Genomic DNA, 26520 nt, shown 5'->3' on the forward strand with positions numbered 1-26520 from the left:
GGCAGGAGACGGCTTCAGGCTTGACGTTCGCACCGCAGTGCCGGCACTCGGCGATAGACTTCGATGCTGAGCGCGCCAATATCCGTCTGACTGTCTGTATCATGAAAGGGAGAGAGCGTGTGAGACTCTTTCGAGGCCCAGACCGTTCTGTCCTCGATACTCGGCTACCCCTCGGACGATTATAGAGGCTTTCCAACCGGAGTGAAAGTGAAACCTCGCCAATTTCGAGGTGCCGGTCACTCGTCGGTCGGCGTGATGCGAATCTGTTCTTCGACGAAATAGATGTACCCGCGGCTTTCGAGTTGTGCAAGCGCGTCTTCAGCACCCGCTTTGCTGACGCTCTCGACATCGGTGATCACGTTGATGGCCTCGTCTTTCGGGAGTTTCTCGCCGGTCCCACCCGCGGCGTCGGTCAACAGGGTGAGCGTGTCCTCGGCGAACGGCGGTATCCGCCGCTCTTCATCCATACATATGCTTCCAACCGCCAGTATATGAATCTGTATCAGCCAATCAAGCGTCAGAGCTCGTCGAGATGCTCGGTACCCTCTTTGGAGACGTTCGCTTCGGTGATCGTCTCGGGCATCCAGTTGGGTTTGTCCTCGGGGGCGTCGCTGCGCCACGCCCATCCTTCGTAGATGTGGAGTTTCTGCGTTCCTTTCTCTCGGAGACGGAACTGGTCGCGTGACGCCTGACCTTCGCTCTCTGCCGGGTCGAGCCGTCGAGCGACTTTCAGCGCTGCTTGACGTGGTGTGTTCCCGGAGAAGACACTTGTCTCCTCGCCGGTTTCCTCGCGCAGTGTGAAGTTTCGCTTGTCGCTTGCCATGAGTTCCTCACGCGAACATCGCACTACTATGTGATAAATGTACCCCAGTCAGGCGGTTTCTCTCGACAAATAGCCACTCTCTACGGCCGAATAATGACTAGCGATCTGTAGAAGTATCCGAGTCATCCTGCACTCGCGTGAACGCGAAGTTCTCGCGAGCGTTGGTGATCTCGACAGTCACTTCATCGTCAGGGCGCGCTCCGGGAACGAACAGCACGTATCCGCGCTCAACTTTCGCGATCCTGCTCTATTGAAAATGGACGACGGCGCAGGGATCGAAGCTAATCAGAGGTGGTCGTTGAGTATACTTTCGGTTTGATTTACGGTACAATATTGTGATTTTACCGTAATTCTGTGTAGCAAATCAGTGATTGCAGCTATACGGTAGCTGCTCCGACTGAAAAGTCGCCAACCTCACGTAGTCTTCAAACAATTTTGTCACTAGAACGGTGAGAAACGCTCATTCGATCTGATTTGAGAACTTCTATCCCGACGCCGTACCGCATTTTCAATAGAGCACGCGATCCCATCGCCTTGCTCGCCCAGCGATTCGATGGTCACCTCGCGGACGTCACCGCTCGATACCGGTGGCGTCGGCGACGATGACGATGACGCCCCTGCTGTCGCTGACGCTTCAGCCGGTTGATTCTCGCTTCTACCGGGTTGGGTCTCGTCCAAGATCACCACGCGATAGGTCTCGCCGGCTGAGACCTGCCCCGTATCCAGTTCCTCCCGTGGCACCTCGATGCTGTAGGAGCCTTCATCCTCTTCGACCGAACCAGTGAACAGACACTCCAGCCGGTCAGGGATCTCGACCATTAGACGCTCTCCGTACTAGCAGCGTTCAGTATCACTTTCGATGAGCAACCTCTCAAGGAACGAGCATCGCGAAGAGAAACTCTACTCATGGGCTGTCAGGCCTCAGCTTCAGTAGCCACGTACTGCTCTTCCCATTCCCGGCGGGCCTCGATTTCGCGGTGGCCACGCTGTGTGACCTCGTAGGAGTTCGTTCGGCGGTCGATCTGGCCCTTCTCGATCAGTCCCTTCTCGACGAGCGTGTCGAGATTTGGGTAGAGCCGCCCGTGATGAATTTCGGTCTCGTAGTACTCTTCGAGTTCGTCCTTGATCGCCAGCCCCTTCGGCTCGTCCTGTCCGGCAGCAGCGTACAGCAGATCACGCTGGAAGCCAGTCAAATCATACATGTCCAAAAGGTGGCCGTTCTATCAGCTAAAATATATCGATGTGCAAATATCGGACGAACTATTGAACCTTATTCCCCCCCCCCTTCTCTCCGAGACTATCGTGAAACTCCGTAGAGGCGGTTTTGTCGCCAATTCCCCCTCACACATCTCTCTGAGAGGACTGTTTGTACCTCAGATCACCCCAACCAGCGAACTTCACAAAGTTGTACTCTCCCAACGGTGAGTAAGTCAGTTGTGAGCACGGGGTTGAAGCTACTCCCGACAGCGATGTGAGTACCACCAGCGCGGTGTGAGAGCGGTACTCTCTCCATACACAGAACAGGATACTATGGTGGGTTCATCGTTTTAGCCAACAAACTTACTTGTTTCGAGTCCGAAGGGAGCGTAGAGGCAAACAACCATGTCCTCAGACCCTGCCGCGGTGGCGGCCGAAACTCCGTGTCCGAATTGTGGGTCGTTGCGCGCCGAACTCACGCCGGCGGAGGAACTCGAATACGAGTGCCAAGACTGTGGCGAAGGGTTCGACCTGCCGCGGATCGGGTAGAACTCGAAACCCGTGAGTTGACGACCGCAAGGAGTGTCGCTGAGGATGAGGTCAGACCAACTCCACTGACATCTGTCGTCAGAAGGTGAACTCCTTCCTCCGTTCTCTGATCTAGCTGTGAGGCTGAATGAGGCAGTTTACCCGTCAGTAATCGACCCATGCTTGCACCGCAGTCATGTACGGAACGATTATTCCTGTTTTCGAGCTATCGTTTGGCAGGCGGTTCTCTGACGGGGTTTACCTCGCGGCCGCTGACGACGGCTGACAGTCGCCGCCCCGAGCCGCCGCGGACTCGATGAGCATCTTCCCGTGGCGGTTGTGGTGGATAAACTCGATTCGGCCCTTCGAGAGTTCTTCGAGCGCTTCGGCGGCACGGTAGACCTGCCGCCATGCGAGCTTCTCGCCGGTCGCCGTCCGGACGAGGCTCTTGAGTCCGTCCTTCAGAACGCGGCCCTTCGGCGTCTTGTTGGACCACTCCCGCCAGTGGTCGAAGATTGAGACCGCGCGCTCGATGGAGGGCGTTACGTCGATGCCGGTGTCCTCGGCGTCCATCCGACTGAGGCGCTCGATGGGAGTCATCTCCGTGTCCTGTTGGGTGGTTTCGGCGGCGCCATCTCCACCTGTCGCGTCGCCAGACCCGGCCTCAACGTCGTTGAGTTGCTCCTCGACGTCAACGATGTCCTCGATGATGTGTCCGCGGCTGGCTTCGGCGCGTTCGAGTTCGCTCTGCAGCTGGTCGCGCTCGTCCTTGGTCTCCTCGACGCGCGCTTCGAGCTGCTCATGGGAACGACGAAGCTCGTGGTTTTCGCGCGCGAGAGCGTGACGGTCCTCGCGCCGCTGCTCATGAGCGGCGTCGAGTTCGGAACGGACATCTTCGAGTTCCGTGTGAAGTCGCTCGTTTTCGCCCTCAACGGCGTCGAGACGCTCCAGCGCCTGCGATAGTTGGTCTTCCAGTTCGTCGGTCGTCGGTCCGGTAGATTCAATACCGGTGGCTCTCTCTGTAGACATAGAGGCTAACTGGTTCCTCGGTTTCGGGGGATGTTGGTACCATCCCCCGGCCCGCATGGGTTGTTTCGCGAGCTACTGCAACACCGAAGCCGGCTAACTTGAATCTATGGGGTTCGCTATCGGCAATCTCGCTCCTTCGTTCAAATCAGCCTTCTTTCAATTGCCGATGTAATCGGATAGAGAACTATCCGCCTGTGCGCTTAGGCTCCGCCGATCCCGCTCCTTTGGATTCCCTCGCCGAGCCGGTCGGCAGTCTGGTCGCAAAGGTCGGTGCGCTATAGCGATTACTGGAGTAATTCATAGTTTTGCGCGAGTTCTTTCCAGCAGATGCGAGATACAGAGCGCGAATCGGTCACGCATGCGAAGCCAATTCATCCCGAACCGTGGCGGCAACCTCCTGTTGGGTCGTCTCTTCAACGCGTTTGCCGCTCCATCCCAGGTCAAGAGCATCGTCTCCATATCGAGGAATGATGTGAACGTGGGCATGGGGTACGTCTTGTTCCGCCGTGACGCCGTTCTCCTGGACGAGAGTGAAGCCATCAAGTTGGTAGGCCGATTCGAGCGCATCTGAAACGTGGCGAACGGTTTTGAATACCCTTCCGGCGAGAGATTCCGGCATGTCGGTTGTGGTTTCGTAGTGGGTCTTGGGAATAACGAGCGAATGCCCCCGAGTCGCAGGTTCGACATCAAGGAAGGCAAGCGAATGCTCGTCTTCGTACAGTCGATATGCAGGCAAATCCTCAGCGAGGATTGAGCAAAATACGCAATCTGTCATAATTGGTCAGTTCATCGCACCACCGATAATTCCACCGGCTGTCAGTACAACGCATTTCGTTCGTACAGCGTACAACCTCTGTATCGCGCACGTCTCTATTGAGAGCTATTGGGTAGTTTGGGTACCCTGTACTGCATGGAGAGCGCGAGTCGGTCAGGAGACGGCGCTCTCACTCAATACATCGGCTCGGGGACCACGGCAGGTAAACCGACCCGGCGACTGCCGACTACGACTCGGAGGACGCCCCGACCGCGTCAGAGATCGCCTGGAGGTCGGCCTTTCTGAACGTGGAGTCGTCTGCCGCCTCCGGCGACTCCGCGACGCCGACCTGCGCTCGGATGAGTCGGCGCATCTGCGTCGTCGACGATCGCCTCGACTCGTCGACGTCGACTTCGAGCGCCTCACAGATCGCCTGTAGCTCCTCCTTCGTAAACGATGCCTCGAATTCCCGTTCGAAACGACCCGCCGCCGCTCGAATCGCGTTCCGCACCTTGTGGACGGTCAAACTCATGAGTTTTCACTCTCCTGTCGCCACCCTCAAGCTTCCTACTCGATACGCTGAGCGTTTCAGAAGATGCGGATCGGATATAATCGTTGACCATTGCTGAACTCATACTCTAAGTCGGTCACGCCGATTTCAGTCGGTCAAGAATTTGCCACAGTAGAAAGTGTGAACAGATTCACAAATCACTATAGCTGTGAGTTACGAGGGTCAGACCCGATCAAAGTGTGAGTACACCTGCTCGGTGGTTTGGATCGTCGCATGGCGCAACCGCTTGGTCACATCATATAGCGTGTTTCCCTCTTCTCGGTTGAGCATCCGGTAGGCGACGCTGTGCCGGAGCGTGTGTGGTGTGACGTCGCTCGGCCCACCTTGACCGTTTACTGTAAATGGACGAGTCTCAGCGGCCTCGGCGGCGTTTCGTACGACGTTCCGGACGCTCTCGTTGGTCATTCGGTCGGCCTGTCGTGAAGGAAACAATGCGTTGCTGTCTTTCCAGCGTGAAGCGAGATACATTCGGAGCGTTCGGATGGTCTCGGGATGGAGTTCGATCTCAACGTACTGCGGCGAGCGGTCGGTCGGGTAGTCCTTCTGAATCTTTCCGGGGAGCATAGTGATCTCCTCGTCGAGGTCGAGCATTGAAACATCGAGTGCGACGAGCTCGCTGACTCGCAAGCCGGTATCGTATAGCAGCGCCAGCAGTGCGTCGTTGCGTGCGGCAAGATAGCTCGCGCTGTTTGCGACGGTCGCACTTCGCATCTCATCGACCTGTTCGGGTTTCAGCCACGCGTTCGCTCGCGGGTTGTACTCAGTCGCCGACTCCGACTGGGATTTAGACTGAGTTTGGGAGTTTGCTGGTTCGCTCATTCTGACCTGCTTTCTTTATATGTGAACGGGGTGAAAAGCGTGTTGAGTTTGGGATTTTATCGACAGAGTCCAAAACTCGCCCGGAAGAGTACCATGGCAGATTTTCGAACATCGGCTGGTATAGAGATCAGCACTGATTCTCGGAAATTTTTCTTCTGAGTCATCCAACAGCAGGCGGTAGAGTCACTCTGAACCGTCCACGGTAGCAGATGCGGATGAGAATCTATGAACTCCTCTGCTGATGCCTATAGCAAGACGTCCAGCACTACAGCGAAGTGCTATAGTAATTCGCGAAAGCGTTCGGATTTTCTAGCGTGATAGGTTCCTGTATGGCTGAAATCAGCGTGACCAACTCAGAGGGTGCAAAGGTACCATAACGAATCTACTAGCCGATTTCTGCGGGCGTTAACCACGGTTTGGGCAGCTTCTTGTTCAATTTGAAACCAATAATTGGCATAACGAAGCCCAAGAGTATACTTTGGTTGTCATTCATGTCGCAAAAACACTTATAAGCCAACAATCCCTGTATGTAAGCAAGCGCGGTGCGTCGAAGGAACAACCAATGGGAATCCTGGAATTGTAGGTTCGAATCCTGCTGAGAGCATGATGGCGGTTCGGAGAGTACCATCATAAAATTCTTTCGACAAATGAGCAAGGCAACACTCGTTTCGGCGATTATCGGCACCGTCTTTGCAACGACCGGCATGGCGCTTCCGGTTACCGTAGCGCTCATCGCGTACATCGGCATTGGGCTGAAGAACGTTGCTCTCACTCCTCCGGCCGCTGTCTGCTGAGAGCCATCTATTGCTCGTTCAAGTGGTTGCCACTTTATTGGCCAGAATACGGGTATAGGCGCGGCGGTTTAGATACAGTTTGAATTTCCCGCTACTGCATGATCTACGCTTAACGCTCTGCACATCAAGCCTCACTCACACTCTCTAACTTTTCAGGCTGAATTATGAGAACAAGGGCTAAGTTGCAGGCTTGGCATATCATAATAGACAATGGAGCTGACAGAGGCCCGAATTCAGAATTACAAATGTATCGACGATTCGGGATGGGTCGATTTCGAGAGAGTTACATGCTTTGTAGGGAAAAACGAGTCTGGCAAAACCGCTTTTCTACAAGCGCTGGAGAAGTTGAATCCGGTTGATTCCACTGGCAATTATGATCCACTTGAGGAGTATCCCAGACGATATTATACCCGATATAAAACACGCCACGAGGCTGACCCAGACATAGTAGCTAGTGCCCGTTACGACCTCTCCAGCCAAGAAATTGAGGATATTGAATCAGAGTATGGTAAGGGGGTCTTGGCTACTGATACAGTAGAAGTAACAAAGGATTATCAGAATAATCTTCATTGGAATGTCGAAATTAACGAAGAGCAGATCGTTCAGAAGCTACTGGGTGATTATGAACTCCACAACAGTACCCAACAGTCCCTTTCCTCAGCAACTACCCTAGAAGAACTTTGGACCGGTGTTGAAGACTCTGAGGCGAGTTCTAACGAGTTTTCGGATTTAATGACCGAGGTACAGGCCCTTCGGGGTGGGAGTTTAGATAATGAACTTGGAGAAAATATACTCAGATCGTATTTACCCCAGTTTTTATATTTTGACGAGTATTCAATCATGGAAGGAGATGTTTATCTCGACCACATCCGCGAAAAACAAAGACAAAGCAACCTGTCTGATTCTGATGAGACGTTTTTGTCATTGCTCTCTATCGCAAATCTGGACTTGGATGATTTCAGCCAGATTGACGATTATGAAGGGATAATAGCGGAATTAGAAGCTGCTTCTAACTATATCTCCGAGCAGGTGTTTGAGTACTGGACGCAAGGTCCGAACCTGAGAGTTGAATTTGACAAATCCAATGAAGAATCAGACGACCTTCCGGATCAAAATCCCAATCAAGCGCAAAATCAGAATCAAAACCAACCTCAGGAAAAGCAACCTGTCCTCCACGTCCGAATTTACAATGATCAGCACAAAGTCACTCTCCCGTTTGATGAGCGATCAAGGGGATTTGTCTGGTTTTTCTCGTTCTTGGCCTATTTTGGAGACATGGAAAATGACAACCGAGAGTTAGTACTTTTGTTGGATGAACCTGGTCTGAATCTCCACGCGAAGGCACAGCATGATTTCCTGCGTTTTATAAATGACCGTCTCGCGCCAAATCACCCGGTTGCATATACTACTCACTCACCATTCATGCTGGAGCCAGAGAGATTACACCGTTCGCGTCTCGTTATTGACGACCCAGAGAGTTCTCACGAAGGCACAGAGATCTCAGATGACATTTTGGGTTCTGATGAGGACACCCTCTTCCCCTTACAGGCGGTTTTGGGCTACGACCTGATTCGGACACTGCTAATTGGTCCAGAGTGTCTATTGGTGGAAGGAAAGTCAGATATGATCTATCTTCAAGTGATGTCGGATATTCTCGATAGAAAAGATCGAACACCACTGAGTCATCGCTGGACAATTGTTCCAGTTAATGGAGCGGATAATGTACCCACGTTCGTGTCGCTCTTTGGAGCGAGCAATCTCACGATAGGTGTCTTACTTGATGACGACAGTAGAATCGATCAACGGCTAAGGGAGATTGAAGAAAGAAGCGTATTAGACTTAGACCATGTAAAAACCGTCTCTGAGTTCATTGATAAAGACGAAGGTGACACGGAGGATCTGTTCTCTGAAGATTTCTACGCCTCGGTAGTATCAGAAGCTTATGGTTTCGAACTGAGAGCTGTGGAAGATGTTCCTGACACAATTAGCTTGAGTGATTTTCAAAGCCAGCACCCGCGAATCACCAACCAATTTGAATCTTACTTTGAACGGTGGCATGTTAACGAAGGGACGTTCAGACATCACGACCCTGCATCTGAACTCCAAAAGAAGAGAGACTACTTCGAGGAACGTATCGACGAGGAAACAGTGGACCGGTTTGAAGAACTGTTCAAAGATATGAATTCGATTATTGATGCCGAGTAAATCTCCCATGTCAGTAGTTAGTAGTGAGAACTCTCGTTCGGAAGGATCGCTCATCTCCCAGTTCCGCCGAGATCCCACGAATTGAGACTGTCATCTCCGACTATTCCGAGTTGTCAGCCATTCGTCTGACGTGAACTAATGTGTTCCGACCGTGAACGTGGTGTTAACGGTGTGAACAGATGGAGCACTTCGCTGTGCGCGTGCCGGAGGATACGCTGGAGGCTATCGAGGAGTACCGCGAGAAAAACGGCCTCTCAAAGAGCCAAGCTGGCCGTGAGCTGCTTGTGAACGGATTGGAACACGAGCGGGTAACACGTGAGAACGAGCGTTTACGCCGGCAACTCCAAGCGGCGAACAGCCGGCAGGACGATGTGGGCGAACTTGTCGAGTACGTGGAGGAGGAGCGAGCGATGCAGCAGCGCGAGCGCGAGCGGCGAGACGCGCCGCTGTGGACGCGGGCGAAGTGGTACGTGTTCGGTCGGTCGAACGAGGCGACGGCCGACTGACCCGGACTCTCGCAGCACGCACGGAACATGGTTTTCGTCAGCGGTTGCGTGCCACTCGGTTCCCTCGGACGCCCAGATCGATTTGGGAATAAGTTAATGTGTATACCCCATGTACGTTGTTCTCGTCCAACTCACTGGAGGAACATAGATGCTCACAAAAGCAGAGGTTGACCGGATGGCAGACATGGAGAAGGTCATTGAGGAAGACTGGGAGTGGGGTCAAAGAGGACCTAACTTAGAGGCAGAAGCAACAGTTTATTGCATCGATGAAGAATTTAACCTCTTGATGAAGGGTTGGATGCGGGAAAGTTATGGATTTACTTTGCTATACCGAGGATCAAAAATCGTTCGTAGATGGGACGATAGTATCCACACGAACCCGAATGGAGAGAGATTAGAAGGCTCACACAAACACTACTGGGACGGACAGCATGAAGACCGATTTGCATACAAAGTAGATGATATCGCGACAGATGATGTTGATGAAGCCTTTATGGACTTCCTCAACGAATGCAACATAGAACTGCGCGGCAACTACGACAGGCAAAAGAGGTTATGAAATGTCAACCAAATGTGACACCCTCATCCGGCCAGCACTCAATTCGGTGTTCGACGAGCAGATGCAGATTGAGGGATCAAATGGCGACTGCCGTGTCGTAGTACCGTTTGATCGCGCTGACTTCGACGCTATCACACTCTGGATATCGAGCCAAGCCGATCAGTACGTTATATCTGACCGCGGAGAGACATATGGAATGCTGTATTTATCTAACGTGGATCTGCGCCAAGAGAGGCGACAGAAGCGCCTGGAGAGCACTAAGCAGCGCTTCGACTTGGAAGAGGCTGAGTATGAGATACGTCTCAGCGCAGATAGCGAAACACTAGGAGAACGAATTCTTGACGCAATTCAAGCTGTACAGTCAATCTCCTATCTCGTCTATACTCGGCGATCATACTCCCAATCATCATTCCGCGAAGATGTTGGCAATTACTTGTCGGAGCATGACATCCACTATAGCCGAAACGCCGAAGTAGAGGGCGTCACCGAGATGCATCGGGTCGACTTCGATGTCACTGCTGCCCGTCCGACCTACATCGAAGCAGTCCACGCACAGAACGTTTCAACAGCACATAGTATGGCGCAACGGACAGCACACAAATGGACAGACATCGGTCGAACCACTTCAGAGGTCCATCGTGTCTCGGTACTTAATGATGAATCGGGAGAATATGATGACCGAACAGTCCGTATTTTGTCGGAGTATTCCGACTCGTATATCGCGTGGTCGGCACGGGGAGGGCTGATTGACGCCCTTGATTCAAACGCAGGCGTTGCCTAAGCGCGCGACCCTACCAAGTCTGGTGTTGGTGGCGACGGCGCGGGTGAGTGCCGTGAGAGAGCAAGCGCCAATACTCAAAGAAGACCGAATCAGGCAGCGTCCGCGGGGGATGCAGAAGGGCACCCAGACCGATTTCAGTTCGGTTGCGGCAATGGCTGTCATCTCGATTTCCGTAATGTCGGCTTGCTCTCCTCTATAACACGCGCGGAGCGAAGGGTTACGGGCGTCCTCTCGTCGACTTTTGCCAAAGCCGTTAGAGACGACGTAGGAGGTTTATTTGTAAGGCTATCGTACCAATAAAGGGAAAACCGCAAGACATCGAAGCGATGAACGTGAATTTATTGGTAATTCCCAGAGATGGGGAGGGGGGCCGATGAAGGATTAAGAATTAAGTATAATTATAATCGACCCCTCCCCCCACCTCCCGCGCACGGGCGATAAAAGATTGAGTCAGCCACCGTCGAACCCGCTCTCATGAACCACAGTTCAGAGTATGATGAGACTGTCTTCAATTAGCCGCCACAACTGAACCACAGTCACAACTGTTATAGGAGTATGTCCTATATGTGTATACATCTCGCCGGTGCCCCGCTGATGACGAACCACATCTCAATCAAGGTCGAAGATGATGACCAGTACGAACATCTACAGGAGATTCGCGATAGGTACGGCGTCACGTGGAAGGGGCTGCTCGTGCAGGGCACCTTCCATCTCGAAGGTCAAGACCGGACTATCGAAGAGGACGATGAAGCCTAACCGACACGGAGGACGGCAGTGATGCATCGACGCGGCCACGTCGGTGTCGCGATGCTCGCGTACGCTCCCGTAGGCTTCGCTCTCCTCACCGAGCGCCAGTTAGGTCTCGCAGTGGCGGGTCTGTTCGGCGTGCTCGCCATCGAGCCGCTCCCGGACAACGACTTTTGGATTCCTGGACTGAGCCACCGCGGAACCAGCCACTCGCTGTTTGCCGCCATACTGGTCGGTGGCGGACTCGGTACGCTCGGCTGGGTCATTGGCGACCAACTGGGCGCGTTCCTCGCCGGTCTCGGCCCATCGGCGGTCGGACCCTTCGCTGGCGTCTTCGAGATCGTCGGCGGGCAGCTGCGCGGCCTCGACGAGCGTGCGCTCTCGCGCGGAGGTTTCGCACTCGGCGTCTTCGGTATTCTTACCCACCTCATCGCCGACGCTATCACCGTCTCGGGCATCCGGCCGCTCCTCCCGCTCTCGGACTGGCGGTTCTCGCTCAGCAGCCTCCGCGCGGACAATTCCCTCGCGAACAACGCGCTGTTTGCCCTCGGCGTGGGGGCGCTCGTGCTCATCGCGTTCATGACCGCACCGGTCGGTCTCGTCGGCGTGCCCGGCGACCTTTCGCCGGTCGGCACTGCTGCCGGTCAGAGCGCCAACGCGACGAACACGACGAACGCCACGGTCGCGTTTGCGAATCAGACGACGAACGGGACGAACGTCACTATCGAGAGCGCGACGCTCCCCGAAGGCGGGTTCATCGCCATTCACAGCAGCGGCTATACCACGGGCGGCGCGTCCGCCGAGTCCTCGGTCATCGCGACGTCGAAGTATCTCAAATCAGGAAAGCACACGAACGTTACTGTCGAGGTCTCGAACGCGCCGCCGGGCAACTATCCCGGCCTGAATCGCTCGCAATTGAACAGTTCGGGCCCGCTCACGGCGATGGCCCACCGGGATACGAACGGCAACAAGCGGATGGATTTCGTCGCGTCTCTCGGGGCGAACGACACCGCATACAGCAGCAGCGCGGGGTCGCCAGTCGCTGATTCGGCGGGCATCACCGTGCCGATCGAGCCGAAACAACAGGCGTCGGTGATCGTTCGCAACCAGACGATTCAGGGCGATTCGGTGACGGTCGAGAGCGCGCGGCTTCCCGATGGCGGTTTCCTCGTCATCCACAACGAGAGCTATCGCCAGAGCGGCGGCGCGCTCGAAAGCGCCGTCGGTGTCACTTCGCATCTCGAAGCCGGCCAGCACAACGGCGTGAGCGTTCCGCTGCTTCAGGGAGCGGTCGAGAGCGACCAGCAGCTAATCGCGGTGCCGTACCGTGATACGAACAACAACCAGCGCTACGACTACATCACCAGCGACGGGTTCCGGGACGTCGCCTACGAGAACCGAACGGGCAACCAGTCGGTCATCGTCAACGACACGGCCCGTGCCGTGGTTTCGGGCAGCGAGAGCACCCCCGGCGAGTCCGAAGGTACAACCTCTCCGGCAAACACCTCGACGCCGTTCCGCATCACGAACCTCTCGGTGAGTAACCGGACGGCGCGCATCGACGACGAAATCGTCGTCACAGCACAGATTGAGAACCCCACGAACAGCCGTCTCGAAGACGACCTCGCGCTCGCGACGGCCGGCGAAATCGCCGAGACCCAAGACGTCGCGCTGTTCCCCCGCGAGAGCCGCGCCGTCACGTTCGAGCAGTCCTACGACGCGGCCGGTGAGTACATCGTGAAGGTCGGCAATCGAACCGAGCGCATCCGCATTGTCGAGGAGGGCGCACCGCTGACCACGACAACGGCAGTTCCGAATGCGACTGCCAACGGGTCGGTCGAATCGAGTGAGGCGATGGGCCTCTTCAGTTGGCCGATGTTCGTCGCTCTCGCCGTGCTCATCGGCGCGGCCGTGTGGGGCTACCGAAAGATGCAGGGACGCGACCGTCGCCCACGCTGATGTCGTCCTCGACCTCTCCCCGCCCGACGCGGCGGCAGGTTCTCGCTGGCTGCGCCGGGTGTGCAGCGGCGATAGCGACGCCGTCGGTGGCCGGCGCTCAGTCGTTCGGTGAAGAGGACAACACAGCACTCGCGAGCACGGGCGCGGGCGACATCTCGCTCGAAGGTCGGATGGCGATGGCCGACGTCGAGCGTCGCTTCCAACAGCAGCGCCCGCAGATGGGCCGAACGGTGCGTGCGGTCGAAGACCTCGGTCTCGACCCAACGGGCAGCGAACCAGTCAATGGGAAACTCGGCTCAGCGCTGTCGGGAATGTCGAACACGCGCATCGTCTTTCCGAAGGGTGGCACGTTCGCGCTCTCAGGGCATATCACAGCAATACCGGAGGGGCCTATCGAGATCGTCGGCAACGGCAGTTCGTTCGTGATTCCGGCGGGGATGGAGACGAAGAGCCTCACCTTTGTGCTGGAGAGTGGAAGTCTCATCCGCGACATCGTTATCGACCAGAGTGCGAAGGGCGCTCTCCAAGAACTGAGCATCCAAGCCGGCAACGGTGTCGTTCGTGCGGATAACGTGGCTATCAAAGGCTACGCGCCGGCGAAGCCCAGCTCCTCGGACGGCGGAGGCGTGGATGCGATGTTCTCGCCCATCGCCCGAACCAGCGGAGGAGTCGTCCAAGCGACGAACTTTCAGGCCGTCGGCGGAACCGCTGCCGGCACGCACAACGAGGGTGATTTGCCCGAATCTTCGCCGGAGAACACGCTCGGCTCACCGATGGGCATCTGGGTCGGACAGGCCAATCAAGGGACGGTACAGTTCGTCAACCCGAAGCTCCGAGGCTGGTCGAACGGCATCTACGGCGGCCGAACGACCGGAATCGTCGAAATCCGTGGCGGCACGTTCGTCAACAACTTCAATGGCAATGTGCGTCTCGGCGGCGGGGCAGTCGTCGATGGCGCGTCGATACTCCTCGACGACCGCCAGTGGTCCGATAAAGGGCCGTTCAAAATCGGCCATCAGGGCGTTTACGTCGCCCGCGTGGACGCGAAGCACGGCAATCAGACCGACCCGATCCGGTTTGTGAACCTCAAGGTTGTCGCAAACTCGATGCGCGAGGGCGCGGCGCTGTTCGAGTGGGAGAGCGAATCCGGTCCTGGAATCGTTCGCAACTGCCGTATTACGAACCACCTCGACCGCCCGGTCTTCCGCGCGCTATCGCCGAGCGCTCCAGCAGCGACGAACATCATGGTCGACCAGTGCCTCATCGGCGGGAGCTCGCCGACGGCGGTGATGGAGATGCAGGGCCGCCCGCAGTCGATGATACAGCGGACGTGCATCACGACCCCCGACGCGGGACCGAGTGACATCAACGGCGCACGAATCGGGTCGGGGGTGAGCTTCGGGCAGTGTACGAGCACGAGCGGGCTGGCCGCGCCGAAAAGGGTCGGCTCCGGTGGGAATCTCAGTGCGCTCCCTGCGCCGAGTTACAACGGCACCGGAGCGGCCGGGGCGAGTGGGATGAGAGTCGGCAAGATAGCTCTCGCTGGTGGGGCGCTGGTCGTGTTGGTCGCGCTGTTGGCGATTGTCGGCATTCCGGCGCTCGCTATCGGTGCTGGGTCGGTGCTCTCGCTGACGCTCGCGTACATCTTGAACGATGACTGAGAAAGCCCGTTTCGCTCGCTTAGGCCCACGGCTGGGCGATGAACAGCGCGATGACGAGCCACAGAAGATAGAGGAAAAACGAGATCGCGTCATGCAGCCACCGCCCGACGCGCAGCCGGCCGAGCGTCACAATCCCGCGGGTGGGCGGGAAGGCGATGGTCCCCGCGATAACCGCCGCGATGGACGCCCCGAAAGCATCGGTCAAAAACAGCGTCCAGAGACCGCCCGCGATGGTGATGAGACCGAGGATGGTCGACGACGTGGCTTCGAGCGCGCCACGTAGTGAGGGCTGTTGTGCGGCCATGCGAACACCCACAAGACACAACCATTTTACTGTTCCGCACGTTCTGCACAGTCGTATCATTCGAGATAAGCAGTGATTATATCGCATCAGCAGTAAGCTTTATATTCAATGAATGTGAAGGTGATATTGAGGCGAGTTTCGATGTTGAAAGAACTAGCGCGAAAAGCAGTCGGTAGAATCGCACCTGAAACGCAAGAGGACTGGCTGGGGATGCGTCTCGGGATTCAGACGACGGCTGCCGGGCTGTTCCTGCTGCTGGCCGTGGGGACGGCGAGCGCGCAGGACACCGTCTGCTCGACGGCTATCGGGACGTTCACCAGTGACCTCATCACCGCGATCTTCGGGGTGGCGCTCGCGCTCGTCGTGATTGGTCTCCTCGTGTCGTTCGGGGGCCGAGGGGTTGCCATCTCCGGTCGGGCGATGGGGATGCTCTCCTCGATGTCGTCGAACTCGTTGATTGGGCTGCTCGGGATCGTGTTCACCGTCGTCATCGTGACGTGGGTGCTGGGCTATGCGCCAATCGACATCCCACAGGGCTGCGTGCCCTTCGGCGGATAGTGACCCGACCGACTCTCCGCCGACTCTCCGCGATGGTTGTCGGGCTTTTGCTTGTTGCGAGCCTCGCTGTGACGGGAATCTCCGGCGGCGGAGTAGTCGCGGGCCAACCAGCGAACGGAACGAACGCCTCGACAACCACGGCCGGGCAACTCGGCCAGCTCGCCGGGCCGAATCAGACGAATGGGAGCGGTGAGAACGGAACTGGACAGCAGGCGGTCGTCGAGTTTGCACGGTCGCTCAAGCAGACCAACAAAAGCAACGCACAGCGACTGGTCCGTGAGAACCCATCGAAGTCGGCGCAGGTCATCGAACGCGTCGGTGGCGAGTATCCCGGCAACACGACCCAGCAGTTACGCGAGACGCCGAAACAAGTCGCTGGCCTGTACCTCGGACTCGTCGGGTCGGGCAGGCCCAACCGTGGCGACAACGGGCCAAGCGGGACGAGTGGCGGCGGTGACGGTGGCGGTGGGATGTTCGGGTTCTCGATGCGCAGCGACGTCATCCAGCCGACGCTGAACGCGAGCAAAAAGGGGCTGAAAGAGGGGATGATGTGGACGTTGAACCACTCGATGGAGGTGACGGCCGGCACGCCGGTCCCGGAAGACGAGGACAACAACGGCATCGTATTCATTCCGACAAACGACGGCTGGTCGAATATGTATCACCAGTATTACATCCCCTACATCTTCCCGCTCGCGCTCGTGTTGGCGCTGGCAAGTATGATAGCGAAGTGTGGGTTGATGCCGTGGCGAGCGCTGCGGAATCCGACCTACTCGCAGTCACAAGCGTTCGTGGGGTTCGTGCTCACGCTCTTCGCGATTGCGTTCACGGTGCCGATTATCGGCCTGATGCACACCTTTATCGACGTGCTGGCGACGAACGTCGCGCCGAGTCCTAAAGAGCTGACCCAGAGTACGAAGGGGATAATGAACCTCGGTTCGGGAGCGATATTCGCGGTCCTCGGCGCAGTAGTCATCGGCTATACCGAGGCGCTCGGCCTCGCGTTCATCTACGCGCTCCGCTACGGGGCGCTGTTCGTCGTTCCGTGGTTCCTGCCGCTGCTCGTGGCGCTCGCCTACAACGCGCCGCACAAACGTCTCTCGGGATTCGCCAGCGAGATGATTTGGCAATACATCGGGCTGTTGATTCAGGCGGTTCCGGTGGCGCTGCTCCTACGGGCCGCCTACGTCCTGCAATGGGACTTCGGCTACGGCGGGTTCATCGGAATGCTCGCCTCCGGGTCAATCTTCTTGGCGGCCATCGGCCTGCCCATCCTGACCTCTATCGGGATGTTCAAAGCCGCACCGTCGGTGCAGTCGGTCGCATCGGGAGCCGCCGGGTATATGGTCGGCTCACAGGCGAGCAATTACGCGCGTCAAGCGCCCGGACAGGCCGCACGCGGTGGCTACTCGATGATGGGCTCGGCGAGAGACACGGCGAGCGAGAAGTTCACCCAACTGAAGGAAGCTGTTCGCGAGTACCGCGAGAGCGGTGGCGAGAGCGACCCGAGCCGCGAGGGGATACCCGACTCTGGGCAGCTGTGATTGAACGAGGAAGTAGCATATGCCATCAACAACACGCGACACGACGGACGAATCGGCCGATGACCGCATTCTGTCGGATTTCTCTACCGAGCCGGAGACCGCCGGGTATGCTCACTCGACATGGGCAGCGACCATCCTCATCGTCGGGGCGCTGTTCGGCGGGCTGCCGATATTACTGCCGTGGTATATCGGGCTGCCGCTTGCCGCGGTGTCCGTGGCGCTGCTCGGAATCGCCTTCTCGGCAGCACCGCCGCACCTCTCTCCGCTTTCGTTCATCCGCTATCGCTTCGGCTACTGGACGGGTCAGCAGGTGTTCGTCCCGTCAAAACGTACGCGGACCCTTCGGAGAGAATCGACGACTGAGCAAGCAGACGCGGATTCGGAGACTGATACATGAGTGACGATACGTACGCACGAGAGACCGACCGGTCGTGGAATGGAGCTGTCGAACAGCCGCCGAACCAGTCGCCTATCGGCCGGCTGGCAAACCTACCAGTCGTCCGGTCGATGCCGTTAGTCGGGGCTGGGACATCGAAGACCGCCGAAGAGCACATCCCGCTACAGGATGCCGTTCGTGGCGAGTACGCCGTTCGACGCGATGATGGGTCGTACATCGGTGTCATCGAGATCGAACCCGCGAATCTGGCGACCTCCGACGACGACCAGTGGCGCTCGCAGATTGAGCGTCTATCGAGCGTCCTGATGTCGAACGCGAACGGCGAAATACAGATTTACTCGCCCATGCGCTCGGTCGATTACGGTGACCGGCAGGAGGTCTATCGAGAGCAGTCCCAGAAACGGGCAATGGATGATGGCGACGGCTACGGCGACGTTCGCGCCGACGTGACGGCTGAGCGCTCCGACAACGTGGCTGTTCGCGAACAGACCACTCTCTCGCGCACCCACTACGTCATCGTCTCGGTATCGGAGTTGGACACGACCGCGCAGTTCACCGAGGACCGTGGTGGGCTAGCGACCGTGCCCGTCGTCGGCGGGTGGCTCCAGCAGCGCGAAGCGGATACTCAGAAGGAGGAGAACGCACACGCGCGGGCGATGTGCGATAAGCTCACCTCGCGGGTCGAGAGGTTAGAGTCGGCTATCCGCGGGATGGACGGCGTCGGGGCGCGGGCACTCTCCTCGACGAAAGCCACGCAGGTCATCGATGACCACTACGGCCATGACGATGCGTTCGCCTACGACGATTACGCGAGTCTCGTCCGACAGGCTCCGCTCGTCTATGGCGATGAGGACGAAGCGGGCGACCCCGAGTATCCTATCACCCACGACCACCCGACGCACGAGTCGATACGCGAGCGAGAGCGGGGGCGCGAACCGGCCGCAGCCGATGGCGGCACGCAGGCCATCCGACAGGCCCAATCCCGCACACAGACCGCTCCGAGCGCCGCACAGCCGGAGCGGACGCTGGCCGACGTCGTTCATAACGAGCCGGATGCGCTTTCGGACCACTACAAGTCGCTGCTCGCCGCGCAGTTCGATACGAGCGACCCCGGCCACGTTTCCATCGACGACCGGACGCTCGCGAGCACCATCGCCGTTCGGAACTGGCCGCGTGTGCCCACCTACGGCATGTTCAGCCACATTCTGGCATCCTCGAAAGCCGGCGTCGAGATTATCCTCTCGGTGCAGGCCGAACGCGACGAGACCGACGACATGGACCAGAAGGTGCTCTCGCTCGAACAGAAGTGGAAGAAGGCCGAGGAAAACGAGTCGTTCACACGCGACCGGGACAAGCAGAAATACGAGACCGCGAAGGACATCAACGAGACGCGGAAGGCCCCGAACAAGGCGCTGTTCGAGGTCGCGGCCTACATCACCGTCAAATCCCGCGTGAGCGCCGCGCCCGACGGCATGGACGCCGTGGAGTGGCACAACGATACGGTGGCGAGCGTCAAGCGCAAACTCCAGGAACGGCCGGCCGACGCGGGAGGCATCCGCCTCGACTATAACCAGATGGACGGGCTGCATTCGTCCGCGCCGATAGCGAAGGACGTCATCGGCGAGACGGCGCTCATGAAGGACATGGGCCTCGCATCGGTCTATCCGTGGCACGCGAAGAACCTCACGGAGAGCGGTGGCGTGGTCGTCGGGAAACATCGCGAGCGCGATGAACCCACGGTGCTCGACATCTTCGCCCGCGAGACGGGCTATAACATCGCCGTCTTCGGCAAAATCGGGTCGGGGAAGACGACGACCGTCAAGCAGCTCCTGACGCGGCACAAGTTCCGCAACCCCGATACCACGATTGCCGTTATCGACCCGCTACGGGACTTCCACGGCCTGACCAAGTTCTTCGACGGCGAGCGCATCGTCATCGGCGGCGACACGCCCATCAACCCCTTCAGAATCGAGTCAACGCCCGAGGACGTGCTGGAGGACATGGGCCGCGAAATCCCGTTCAAGTCGGCGCTCCGGCAGGCCAAATCGTTCATCGAGACCTACTACCAACTGGAGGGCTTCGAGAACTACGACGAGCGGAAGGGGACATGGGAGAAAGCCATCAAACTCGCCTACGAGTGGGCCGGTATCACCGAGGACCCCGCGACCCACGACCGGCCGAGTCCCACGGTCACAACCGCGCTGTGGTTCATCCGCGACATGGCGAACAACCCCGGCAACTACGTCGACGACGCGCTCGAAGACACCGAGAAGGCGAAAAAGGACCGCCAGAACACGGCCATCGAAATCATCAACAACGAAATCGAGCCGTTCCGAGAGAACGGTGAGTATCACAACCTCACCAAACAGACCGACCTCGGCATCGAGGACGGCGGCTTCGTCTATCTCGACCTCCAAGAGTACGAGAACGATGAGCAAACGGGCGGGCTGATGATGCAACTGCTCATCTCGCAAATCTACGAGCAGACGAAATCCTCGCCGAATCCCTCGATAGTGAGCTTCGACGAGGCCCGCTACATGTTCCAAACCTCGTCGAACCTCGGCTTCCTGCGGCAGATCGTCCGCCACAGCAGGCACTACGACCTGTCGATGCTCTTCAGCACGCAGCAAATGGCCGACTTCTTCGAGGAGAAGGAAAACGAGCAGGAGGACACCATCAAAGAGTCGGCGAAGGACATCCTCGACAACACCTCGATGATGCTCTTTCACTACCTGAAAGAGATGAACGAGGACTGGGCCGAGGAGTTCGGCCTCACCGACGCCGAGCACGAGTTCGTCAAAGACGCCGAACCCGGCGAGCGTGACGTCGGGTATGCCGAAGCCCTACTGCGTGTCGACCGCGAGGGCGGCTTCCCGCTCCGTATCGAGATGGACGAGGCCGTGAACCCGCGTGAGTTCGCTCTCTATCGCTACGACCCGCAGAAGCATGGTGAGGACCTCCGCAAGTACCTGCGGAAGCATGACGACGTGTGCGACTGGCGCTGGACCGGTAGCGACCGCTTCGGTTCGCGTGAACGACGGCGACGGCGGCAGGAATGGGCGGACAAGATGCCCGACGACACGCCGAAGCCGCGCGATGTCGAACCCGCAGAACCAGAGTCGGACCAGCAGCCAGAGCCAGAGTCAGAGCCGAACGCGGAGGCGTCGGCGGACGACGGGTCCGACAACACTCCGCCGTTGCCAGTAACCGACGTCTCGGTGGTCGATGAGCGGCTGAGCGCGTCGCTGGAGCGGGCGGGCTATGAGACGGCTGAGAGCGTCTTTCAGACACCGAACGACGAGCTGGCCGGCGTCGATGGGATGGACCTGACGAAAGCCGCATTCACTCGCCGGAAGGCCGGTGAGGCGCTCGGGAAACCAATCGGCCACATCCCAACGCCGACCGACGAGGAGATCGCCACGGCGGACGACCCCCCGCTCACCGCAATCGATGGCGTCCAGGAGTCGCGCGCATCGCTGCTCTCAGCCGCCGATTTCGAGAGCGTGCGGAGTGTGGCGACCGCAGACGTGAACGAGCTAACCGACGTACGTGGCTTTGGCGAGAAACGCGCTGCACAGGTACAATCCGCTGCACAAGACATATTGGGTGGTGCCGTGCAGGAAGCGGACGGAGGCCAACAAGATGAGCAACAATGGCGATAGTTCAGGGTCCAGCCGTAGTTCGATTTCCGTCTCAGAGAGCACGAAGGCGCGGTTCAACACTCTCCGACGGCAATATGCAGCCCATGCTAACGAGGACATGACCGGCGACGATACGCTCGAACTACTGCTCGATTCGTTCGAAGAGGAGCACGACTGGGCGAACACGGAGGGAGCACCGTAAGCTATCTATGGATCTGTTCGGCAGCAACAAAACGCTCCCCGAGGCGACGGAACTCGACGGCGAGTTCGTCGATGACATCCGCTCGTCGGTCGCGGAGCATGGCGAGGTGTTGAACGTCCGCCCCTACCGCGATGACGGCGACCTCCGGGCAGCCAAGCAGCTGCTCTCGTCGATTCACGAGGTCGAAGAGTCGGGCGGTCTGCGGTCAAAGAACGACACGCCGCCCACGGCATTCGAGCCGTACTTCGCCGATGATGCGGTGGGCTATCGGTTCGCCCCCACCGACGAGCACGTCCTCGAAGAACTGGAGCGGCTCATTCCGAACTTCTACCGCGATGCCGACGTGACGCGCGGCCCGGCAGAGTTCGTCCCCATGCGCGAGGGACAGCACATGGCCGCTGCCCGGCTCTCGCTCGCGGATAGCGACTACTTCAAGCCAATCAAACATTTCGAGATTTCGCCAGAGGAGTTCGAGACCGACCCCTACGGTGCAATCATCCCCGAAATGATTGGCAATACCGCAGCAGGCGGCGGGGACGTAGCGACGGTCGTGCAGGTACTCATTCGCCCCGCGTGGTCGAACCATCCGCGAAGCAACCGGAAGAACTGGTATCACGGGGTGGACAAGACCGCGAAGCAACTGCGGAAGGGGGAAATCGGCTGGCGGCCCAGCGCCGTCCTCGAAGGGTTCGGGTCCGCTCTCGTCGGCGGCGACGGCGAGGACATCGACCACACGAAAACCCGAGAGACGACGAGCGCGCAGAAGCAGGCCGCCGACATCGTGGCCGACCAACGCGGCGAGAAGGGCTACCACTTCAACGTGCGCGTGGCGGCCGTCGCTGACTCGGCGGACGAAGCCATCGAGCGCGTCGAGGACACCGCCGGGATGTACCGCCGCTTCTATACCTCGGTGTACGAGCAGGGCTTCGAACCGATTTGGTACGACGAGCAGGAAGCCCGCGACATCGTGCGTCTGATGGCGAAACGCGAGTGGATTGACCGGGACATGATACTCTCGGCGGGTGCTCTCGCAGGCGTTTGCCACATCCCGACGACGCTCGCGACGCCCGAAATCGACTACTCGCGCACGAGTGGGTCGGGGAGCACGCCCAGCGAAGCGCCCGCGTTCGAATCGTTCGAGGAAGAGACCGGCGGGAGCGAGGAGCGGCCGTCATGAGACCGAGACCGCACCTCGTACTTCTGTTCGCCAGCGTAGCGGTGTACGTCGGCCGCGGCGGGCTGCTGGGAGAGTGGGCAGTCCATCCCGGCTTTCTCGTGGCGTTCGTCGTCCTCTCTGTCGGCGTGTACGCACTCCGAGACGACTACTACCCAATCCATGAGTGAAACAGCCGATACCGAAGCCGAAGCGGAGAGGGAAGAGTGGCCCTACGCCGTGACGCCGGCGAGCGAAGAGGAGCAGCGCCAGTTCACGCGCCAAGAGATGAAGATGAAAGCCGAGAACGGCAACATCTACGCCGGTTCGCGGGCGCGAGCGATGGTCGAATACGCTCAGGAGGTGCCCGACCAGCCGCGATGGATAGGCGAGACCGAACGGGATGCGAAAGACGTCTCGCTCCCGTACGAACTCCTGTTTCGCCACGTATTCATCGGCGGGCTGACCGGGATGGGCAAATCGACGCTGGAGAAAAACATTGCCCAGCAGCACATCTACGCTGACAAGGGTGTCTGTTATATCGACCCGAAGGGCGACGACGTGCTCGACCTGCTCATGTCAGTTCCGAAGGAGCGCTGGGACGATGTGATTTTCATCTCGCCCGGCAGCGATGCGTTCAAGAAACAGGTCGGATTCAACCTGCTGGAGACCCATACTGACCCCGGAGACCCCGGGTTTGACGCCGAAGTAGAGGGCATCGTCAACGACCTCAAAGCGTTGCTCGCCGCTGACGACTATTGGGGTCCGCGCATGGACGGTATCGCGTCGAACATGCTGCGCGGGATGATTCGCCACGAGTTCGACTTCACGCTCGCCGATATGTTCGGCGCGCTGCTCGATGAAGAGTCCCGCGCCGAGTACGCGAACTTGATTCGGGCGAGCGACGAAGACCTCTCGTTCATCCAAGGCTACACCGACAAGATAGCCGAACTGGAGGACATCGACCTCGATGCGATTCGCCGGCGGCTCAAAGACTGGGTAGAGGAGCCGACCATGCGCCAGATCGTCGCCCAGCGCGACGCGAAGACGTCCATCCCGCAGGCCGTCGAGGACGAGAAAATCATCCTCGTGAACAACAACCTCCCCGACGAGCCGAAGGAGGCGGTCGCCACGGCCATCCTTCGGCAGATTTGGACCGCTGTGGACTCACGGCCCTCCCAGCGCGACCAGCTGATGCAGGACATGGCCGACGCCGACGACGGCGGTGTAGGCGAGTTCGACGAGGAGGCCGTCGACGAGGCTGTGCGAGAGCACGAGGAAGCCGGCGGGTCACTCGACGCGGACTACATTCCCTACTTCCTCGTGATCGACGAGGCCCACGACGTGCTCACCGAAGGGAGCAAGATCGAGAAGATGCTCGCAAAGGCACGGTCGAAGCGGTTGGGATTGACTATCGCCACCCAGCAGCTACGGCAGTTGGACGAAGGCGCCCAAGATGCGATTCTCGGTAACTGCAATTCGCTCATCGCCTACGACCCCGGTCACCCGGACGAGGCGCGGCTGCTCTCGCGACGGTTCGGCGAGAAAGACGACCAAGACCTGCTCGAAACCGATCAGTTCCATGCGTGGATGCGGACGGCTACGGGACCGGGTAAGCGCTCGCGGCCGTTCCTCGCCGAAGCGTTCCCGCCGTACCCGCCGCTCCATAGCATCAAGGACGCCTACCGGCTCATCGTGAAGAGCCTCGACGACTACGGGACAGTCCCGCCAACGAGTGAGGAAGTACAGGACAAGATGCACTTCTCGACGGCAGCGGGCACGGTCGAGGAGACTGTCGAGGAGAGTCAGGAAATCGACGACCGGCAGGCCGCGCAGGTTGCGAAGGCCGCCTACGACGAGTGGCTTCGCCGGGAGAACAAGGAGAACAGGGAGAACCAGAACAACCAGCAAAACCAGAACAACGAGGAGAACGAGGAAAGCCAGCAGAGCGAGGAGAACAGTGGCGATGGAGAGCGGTGGGTCCCGGTCGAGAAGCCGACGACTCGCAAGCGCGTGGACCGCTACCTACCGACCGTCGACGTCAGCCACGTCAGCCTACTCTGGCACGTCATCGACCACGTGCCCGACGACCTACTCGAAGTTCGCGAGCGCGATGGCGAGATGTTCATGCGCTGTACCGAACGCGGCAAGAACAAGATATTCGAGACGGGTTCGGCGGGCAGCGCTGGCGGCGGGAAGCATCGGACGCTACTGAAGGATGGCTACGCGCCGCTACTCCGAACGGGTATGGTTGTTTCACTCCCCACGCAGGGCGACGGCGATATGCCCGACGGCGTGGCCGACCTCTCGGATGTAGCGATGCTCGACTTCGAGATCGGCGAAAGCACTCACCGCGACGTCTGGAACGTCAGCCGGCAGTTCGAGCGCCAGTACCCGCTGCTGGACCGCTTCGCCGTGCCGGAGAGCGCAAACCCGGTCATCATGCAGCGCACGGAAGGCCCGGCGGTCGCCATCGAGGCCGAGAGCAGTACCGGCGACTCGAAACCGGCACAGTCGCTGTTCAACCTCGCGCAGGCGTACAACAAGGGCCAGCGCTGTCTCTACACCGCCCGCGAGAAGGTCGCCGAGACACTCTGGCAGACGCTCACCGAGAACGGCTACTACTCCCACAGTTGGGACGGCGAGTATGAGCGCTGCTACAACGGCGGCGAACTCGCGGTCAACGACCAGATGATGCTTCGGCCGAAGGGCGCTCGCCAGACCGTCTGGCTGTACGACGACGAGAGCGGCGAGTATATCCTGCGCGATAGCGACGGCGAAGAGCATGCCCGCTTCGAGAGCGCCGCCGAGGTGTTTGAGAATCCGCAGAAATACCCGGCAACGAGCGAGGTCGTGCCCGATGACCAGCGCGACAAGTACGTGCCCGTGTACCGCCCGTTCATCCCGGAATATCACTTCGAACACGGGGTCTCGGAGAGCGCATGGGACATCGTAGTGGTTCCCGAGGACGGGGACCAGCGCGAGGACCTCCGACTCTACCGCGGCCCCGACGCCGAGCAGGTACCCATCACCGAGGCCGTTGACGCGGACCAGTCGGCGAGCGTGAGCGTCCAAGAGAGCGATACCAGCAGCGACGACAGCACCGACCGGGCCGATACCGGCGCTCCGAGCGAGGAGACACCAGCCGAGGACGGAGAGCTATCCGACGAGCAGCAAGAGCAGCTAGAAGAGGAGTTCACCGACGACGGCGACGGGTCTCTACCGGGACCAGTCAACCTCTAAGCGCCATCAAGGCTCTTCACGTATTCTCGCAGGTCGTTGAAAGCGTCGGCCAGTTTCTCGTTCTGCTGGGCGAGTTCTTCATTCTGCTGCTCCAGTTCCTCGACCCGCTGCTGGAGATCGCGGACGTCATCGGCCTGCACACCAACGTCATCTACCACTTTCTCGAAGGATTTCTCACCGGTCTCAGTCAGCGTGAACAGACGGGCCGGAGAGGGTGCGCCGATATTGACGTGACCCGCCACCTCGATGAGTCCCTCGTCGCCCAGCCAGCCGTCCTCAGTCCGCAGGTGCTCCGGCGGGTTCAGGAGCGTGTCGATGTGGTGGTCGAAGCTCCCGCGAGAGAGTCCAGTGTATTCTCTGACTTCTGAGGTGTTGGCCTCTCCGCCGTGGAAGCGAATAGCCTGAAGGATGCCCCGGCGGCGGCCAGTGACCCATGCAGCGAGGTCCGTTTCCGTGTCTTGCTCATCGCTCGTGGCAGCCATGCACCATGCAATGACCTCCAAGGGTAAAAAGGAAGGCTATCCCCCTACGGTGCTCGCCAGCGG

28 protein-coding genes are annotated in these 26520 nt (G+C 58.8%); 17 read left to right on the top strand and 11 right to left on the bottom strand.

Annotated features, from left to right (window positions below; all coding sequences use genetic code 11):
* Positions 1-236: 236 nt before the first annotated feature.
* The 5 genes from ACQUQO_RS12635 to ACQUQO_RS12655 all read right to left on the bottom strand — a co-directional run bounded on the left by ACQUQO_RS12635 (position 237) and on the right by ACQUQO_RS12655 (position 2025).
* Positions 237-467 carry a hypothetical protein gene (locus tag ACQUQO_RS12635; protein WP_435078379.1) on the bottom strand — a complete coding sequence of 77 codons (231 nt, stop codon included), beginning with the start codon at positions 465-467 and terminating at the stop codon, positions 237-239.
* A 50-nt stretch (positions 468-517) separates the two neighbouring features.
* Positions 518-823, bottom strand: coding sequence for a non-histone chromosomal MC1 family protein (locus ACQUQO_RS12640; protein ID WP_435078380.1), 306 nt, complete (start codon positions 821-823; stop codon positions 518-520).
* 97 nt (positions 824-920) lie between these two features.
* Complete coding sequence (locus ACQUQO_RS12645; protein ID WP_435078438.1) at positions 921-1064, bottom strand: TRAM domain-containing protein; 144 nt, start codon at positions 1062-1064, stop codon at positions 921-923.
* Positions 1065-1264: 200 nt separating this feature from the next.
* Positions 1265-1642: a hypothetical protein gene (locus ACQUQO_RS12650; RefSeq protein ID WP_435078381.1), complete on the bottom strand. Its 378-nt coding sequence runs from the start codon at positions 1640-1642 to the stop codon at positions 1265-1267.
* Between the two features lie 95 nt (positions 1643-1737).
* Positions 1738-2025, bottom strand: coding sequence for a helix-turn-helix transcriptional regulator (locus tag ACQUQO_RS12655; RefSeq protein WP_435078382.1), 288 nt, complete (start codon positions 2023-2025; stop codon positions 1738-1740).
* A 400-nt stretch (positions 2026-2425) separates the two neighbouring features.
* On the opposite strand from ACQUQO_RS12655, the gene ACQUQO_RS12660 reads away from it, so the two are divergent.
* Positions 2426-2569, top strand: coding sequence for a hypothetical protein (locus ACQUQO_RS12660; protein WP_435078383.1), 144 nt, complete (start codon positions 2426-2428; stop codon positions 2567-2569).
* Between the two features lie 237 nt (positions 2570-2806).
* Here the strand turns inward: ACQUQO_RS12660 and ACQUQO_RS12665 are convergent, their stop codons facing one another.
* The 4 genes from ACQUQO_RS12665 to ACQUQO_RS12680 all read right to left on the bottom strand — a co-directional run bounded on the left by ACQUQO_RS12665 (position 2807) and on the right by ACQUQO_RS12680 (position 5721).
* Positions 2807-3577, bottom strand: coding sequence for a hypothetical protein (locus ACQUQO_RS12665; protein ID WP_435078384.1), 771 nt, complete (start codon positions 3575-3577; stop codon positions 2807-2809).
* Positions 3578-3929: 352 nt separating this feature from the next.
* Entirely contained in the window at positions 3930-4352 is a 423-nt protein-coding gene (locus ACQUQO_RS12670) for an HIT family protein (RefSeq protein ID WP_435078385.1), read from the bottom strand.
* A gap of 226 nt (positions 4353-4578) precedes the next feature.
* Positions 4579-4863: a hypothetical protein gene (locus ACQUQO_RS12675; protein WP_435078386.1), complete on the bottom strand. Its 285-nt coding sequence runs from the start codon at positions 4861-4863 to the stop codon at positions 4579-4581.
* 201 nt (positions 4864-5064) lie between these two features.
* Positions 5065-5721, bottom strand: coding sequence for a tyrosine-type recombinase/integrase (locus ACQUQO_RS12680; protein WP_435078387.1), 657 nt, complete (start codon positions 5719-5721; stop codon positions 5065-5067).
* A 647-nt stretch (positions 5722-6368) separates the two neighbouring features.
* Here ACQUQO_RS12680 and ACQUQO_RS12685 point away from each other — a divergent pair.
* The 8 genes from ACQUQO_RS12685 to ACQUQO_RS12720 all read left to right on the top strand — a co-directional run bounded on the left by ACQUQO_RS12685 (position 6369) and on the right by ACQUQO_RS12720 (position 14933).
* Positions 6369-6515, top strand: coding sequence for a hypothetical protein (locus tag ACQUQO_RS12685; RefSeq protein ID WP_435078388.1), 147 nt, complete (start codon positions 6369-6371; stop codon positions 6513-6515).
* Positions 6516-6725: 210 nt separating this feature from the next.
* Positions 6726-8720 (top strand): AAA family ATPase, encoded by a 1995-nt coding sequence (locus ACQUQO_RS12690; RefSeq protein WP_435078389.1) that lies wholly within the window; start codon positions 6726-6728, stop codon positions 8718-8720.
* A gap of 179 nt (positions 8721-8899) precedes the next feature.
* Positions 8900-9226: a ribbon-helix-helix protein, CopG family gene (locus ACQUQO_RS12695; RefSeq protein ID WP_435078390.1), complete on the top strand. Its 327-nt coding sequence runs from the start codon at positions 8900-8902 to the stop codon at positions 9224-9226.
* Positions 9227-9374: 148 nt separating this feature from the next.
* Positions 9375-9785 (top strand): DUF6978 family protein, encoded by a 411-nt coding sequence (locus ACQUQO_RS12700; RefSeq protein ID WP_435078391.1) that lies wholly within the window; start codon positions 9375-9377, stop codon positions 9783-9785.
* A 46-nt stretch (positions 9786-9831) separates the two neighbouring features.
* The gene (locus ACQUQO_RS12705; protein WP_435078392.1) at positions 9832-10566 is read left to right on the top strand and encodes a DUF1828 domain-containing protein; all 735 of its coding nucleotides are present in this window, start codon (positions 9832-9834) and stop codon (positions 10564-10566) included.
* A 594-nt stretch (positions 10567-11160) separates the two neighbouring features.
* Positions 11161-11322, top strand: coding sequence for a hypothetical protein (locus ACQUQO_RS12710; RefSeq protein ID WP_435078393.1), 162 nt, complete (start codon positions 11161-11163; stop codon positions 11320-11322).
* A 21-nt stretch (positions 11323-11343) separates the two neighbouring features.
* Positions 11344-13272 carry a metal-dependent hydrolase gene (locus tag ACQUQO_RS12715; protein WP_435078394.1) on the top strand — a complete coding sequence of 643 codons (1929 nt, stop codon included), beginning with the start codon at positions 11344-11346 and terminating at the stop codon, positions 13270-13272.
* A gap of 86 nt (positions 13273-13358) precedes the next feature.
* Positions 13359-14933 (top strand): hypothetical protein, encoded by a 1575-nt coding sequence (locus ACQUQO_RS12720; protein WP_435078395.1) that lies wholly within the window; start codon positions 13359-13361, stop codon positions 14931-14933.
* 19 nt (positions 14934-14952) lie between these two features.
* Here the strand turns inward: ACQUQO_RS12720 and ACQUQO_RS12725 are convergent, their stop codons facing one another.
* Positions 14953-15237 carry a hypothetical protein gene (locus tag ACQUQO_RS12725; protein ID WP_435078396.1) on the bottom strand — a complete coding sequence of 95 codons (285 nt, stop codon included), beginning with the start codon at positions 15235-15237 and terminating at the stop codon, positions 14953-14955.
* Between the two features lie 141 nt (positions 15238-15378).
* Here ACQUQO_RS12725 and ACQUQO_RS12730 point away from each other — a divergent pair, with 141 nt between their 5' ends.
* From ACQUQO_RS12730 to ACQUQO_RS12765, 8 genes are read left to right on the top strand one after another with little or no spacing between them, the layout of a single operon-like run.
* The gene (locus tag ACQUQO_RS12730; protein ID WP_435078397.1) at positions 15379-15795 is read left to right on the top strand and encodes a hypothetical protein; all 417 of its coding nucleotides are present in this window, start codon (positions 15379-15381) and stop codon (positions 15793-15795) included.
* A 32-nt stretch (positions 15796-15827) separates the two neighbouring features.
* Entirely contained in the window at positions 15828-17339 is a 1512-nt protein-coding gene (locus ACQUQO_RS12735; protein WP_435078398.1) for a hypothetical protein, read from the top strand.
* Positions 17340-17358: 19 nt separating this feature from the next.
* Positions 17359-17736, top strand: a complete 378-nt coding sequence (locus tag ACQUQO_RS12740; RefSeq protein ID WP_435078399.1) for a hypothetical protein — start codon at positions 17359-17361, stop codon at positions 17734-17736.
* Positions 17733-21398: a helix-hairpin-helix domain-containing protein gene (locus ACQUQO_RS12745; RefSeq protein WP_435078400.1), complete on the top strand. Its 3666-nt coding sequence runs from the start codon at positions 17733-17735 to the stop codon at positions 21396-21398. The genes ACQUQO_RS12740 and ACQUQO_RS12745 overlap by 4 nt, the downstream gene beginning before the upstream one ends.
* Complete coding sequence (locus ACQUQO_RS12750; protein ID WP_435078401.1) at positions 21379-21579, top strand: hypothetical protein; 201 nt, start codon at positions 21379-21381, stop codon at positions 21577-21579. The genes ACQUQO_RS12745 and ACQUQO_RS12750 overlap by 20 nt, the downstream gene beginning before the upstream one ends.
* Before the next feature lie 7 nt (positions 21580-21586).
* A complete protein-coding gene (locus tag ACQUQO_RS12755) occupies positions 21587-22756 on the top strand; it encodes a hypothetical protein (protein ID WP_435078402.1) in 1170 nt (389 codons plus the stop codon).
* On the top strand, positions 22753-22923 hold the full coding sequence (locus ACQUQO_RS12760; RefSeq protein ID WP_435078403.1) for a hypothetical protein: 171 nt from the start codon (positions 22753-22755) through the stop codon (positions 22921-22923). The genes ACQUQO_RS12755 and ACQUQO_RS12760 overlap by 4 nt, the downstream gene beginning before the upstream one ends.
* Complete coding sequence (locus ACQUQO_RS12765; protein ID WP_435078404.1) at positions 22916-25975, top strand: type IV secretory system conjugative DNA transfer family protein; 3060 nt, start codon at positions 22916-22918, stop codon at positions 25973-25975. Before ACQUQO_RS12760 ends, ACQUQO_RS12765 begins: the two co-directional genes overlap by 8 nt.
* Here the strand turns inward: ACQUQO_RS12765 and ACQUQO_RS12770 are convergent.
* Positions 25972-26457 carry a hypothetical protein gene (locus ACQUQO_RS12770; protein ID WP_435078405.1) on the bottom strand — a complete coding sequence of 162 codons (486 nt, stop codon included), beginning with the start codon at positions 26455-26457 and terminating at the stop codon, positions 25972-25974. The genes ACQUQO_RS12765 and ACQUQO_RS12770 overlap by 4 nt on opposite strands.
* Between the last annotated feature and the right edge of the window lie 63 nt (positions 26458-26520).

The organism is Halococcus sp. AFM35 (assembly GCF_051195015.1).
GTDB lineage: Archaea > Halobacteriota > Halobacteria > Halobacteriales > Halococcaceae > Halococcus.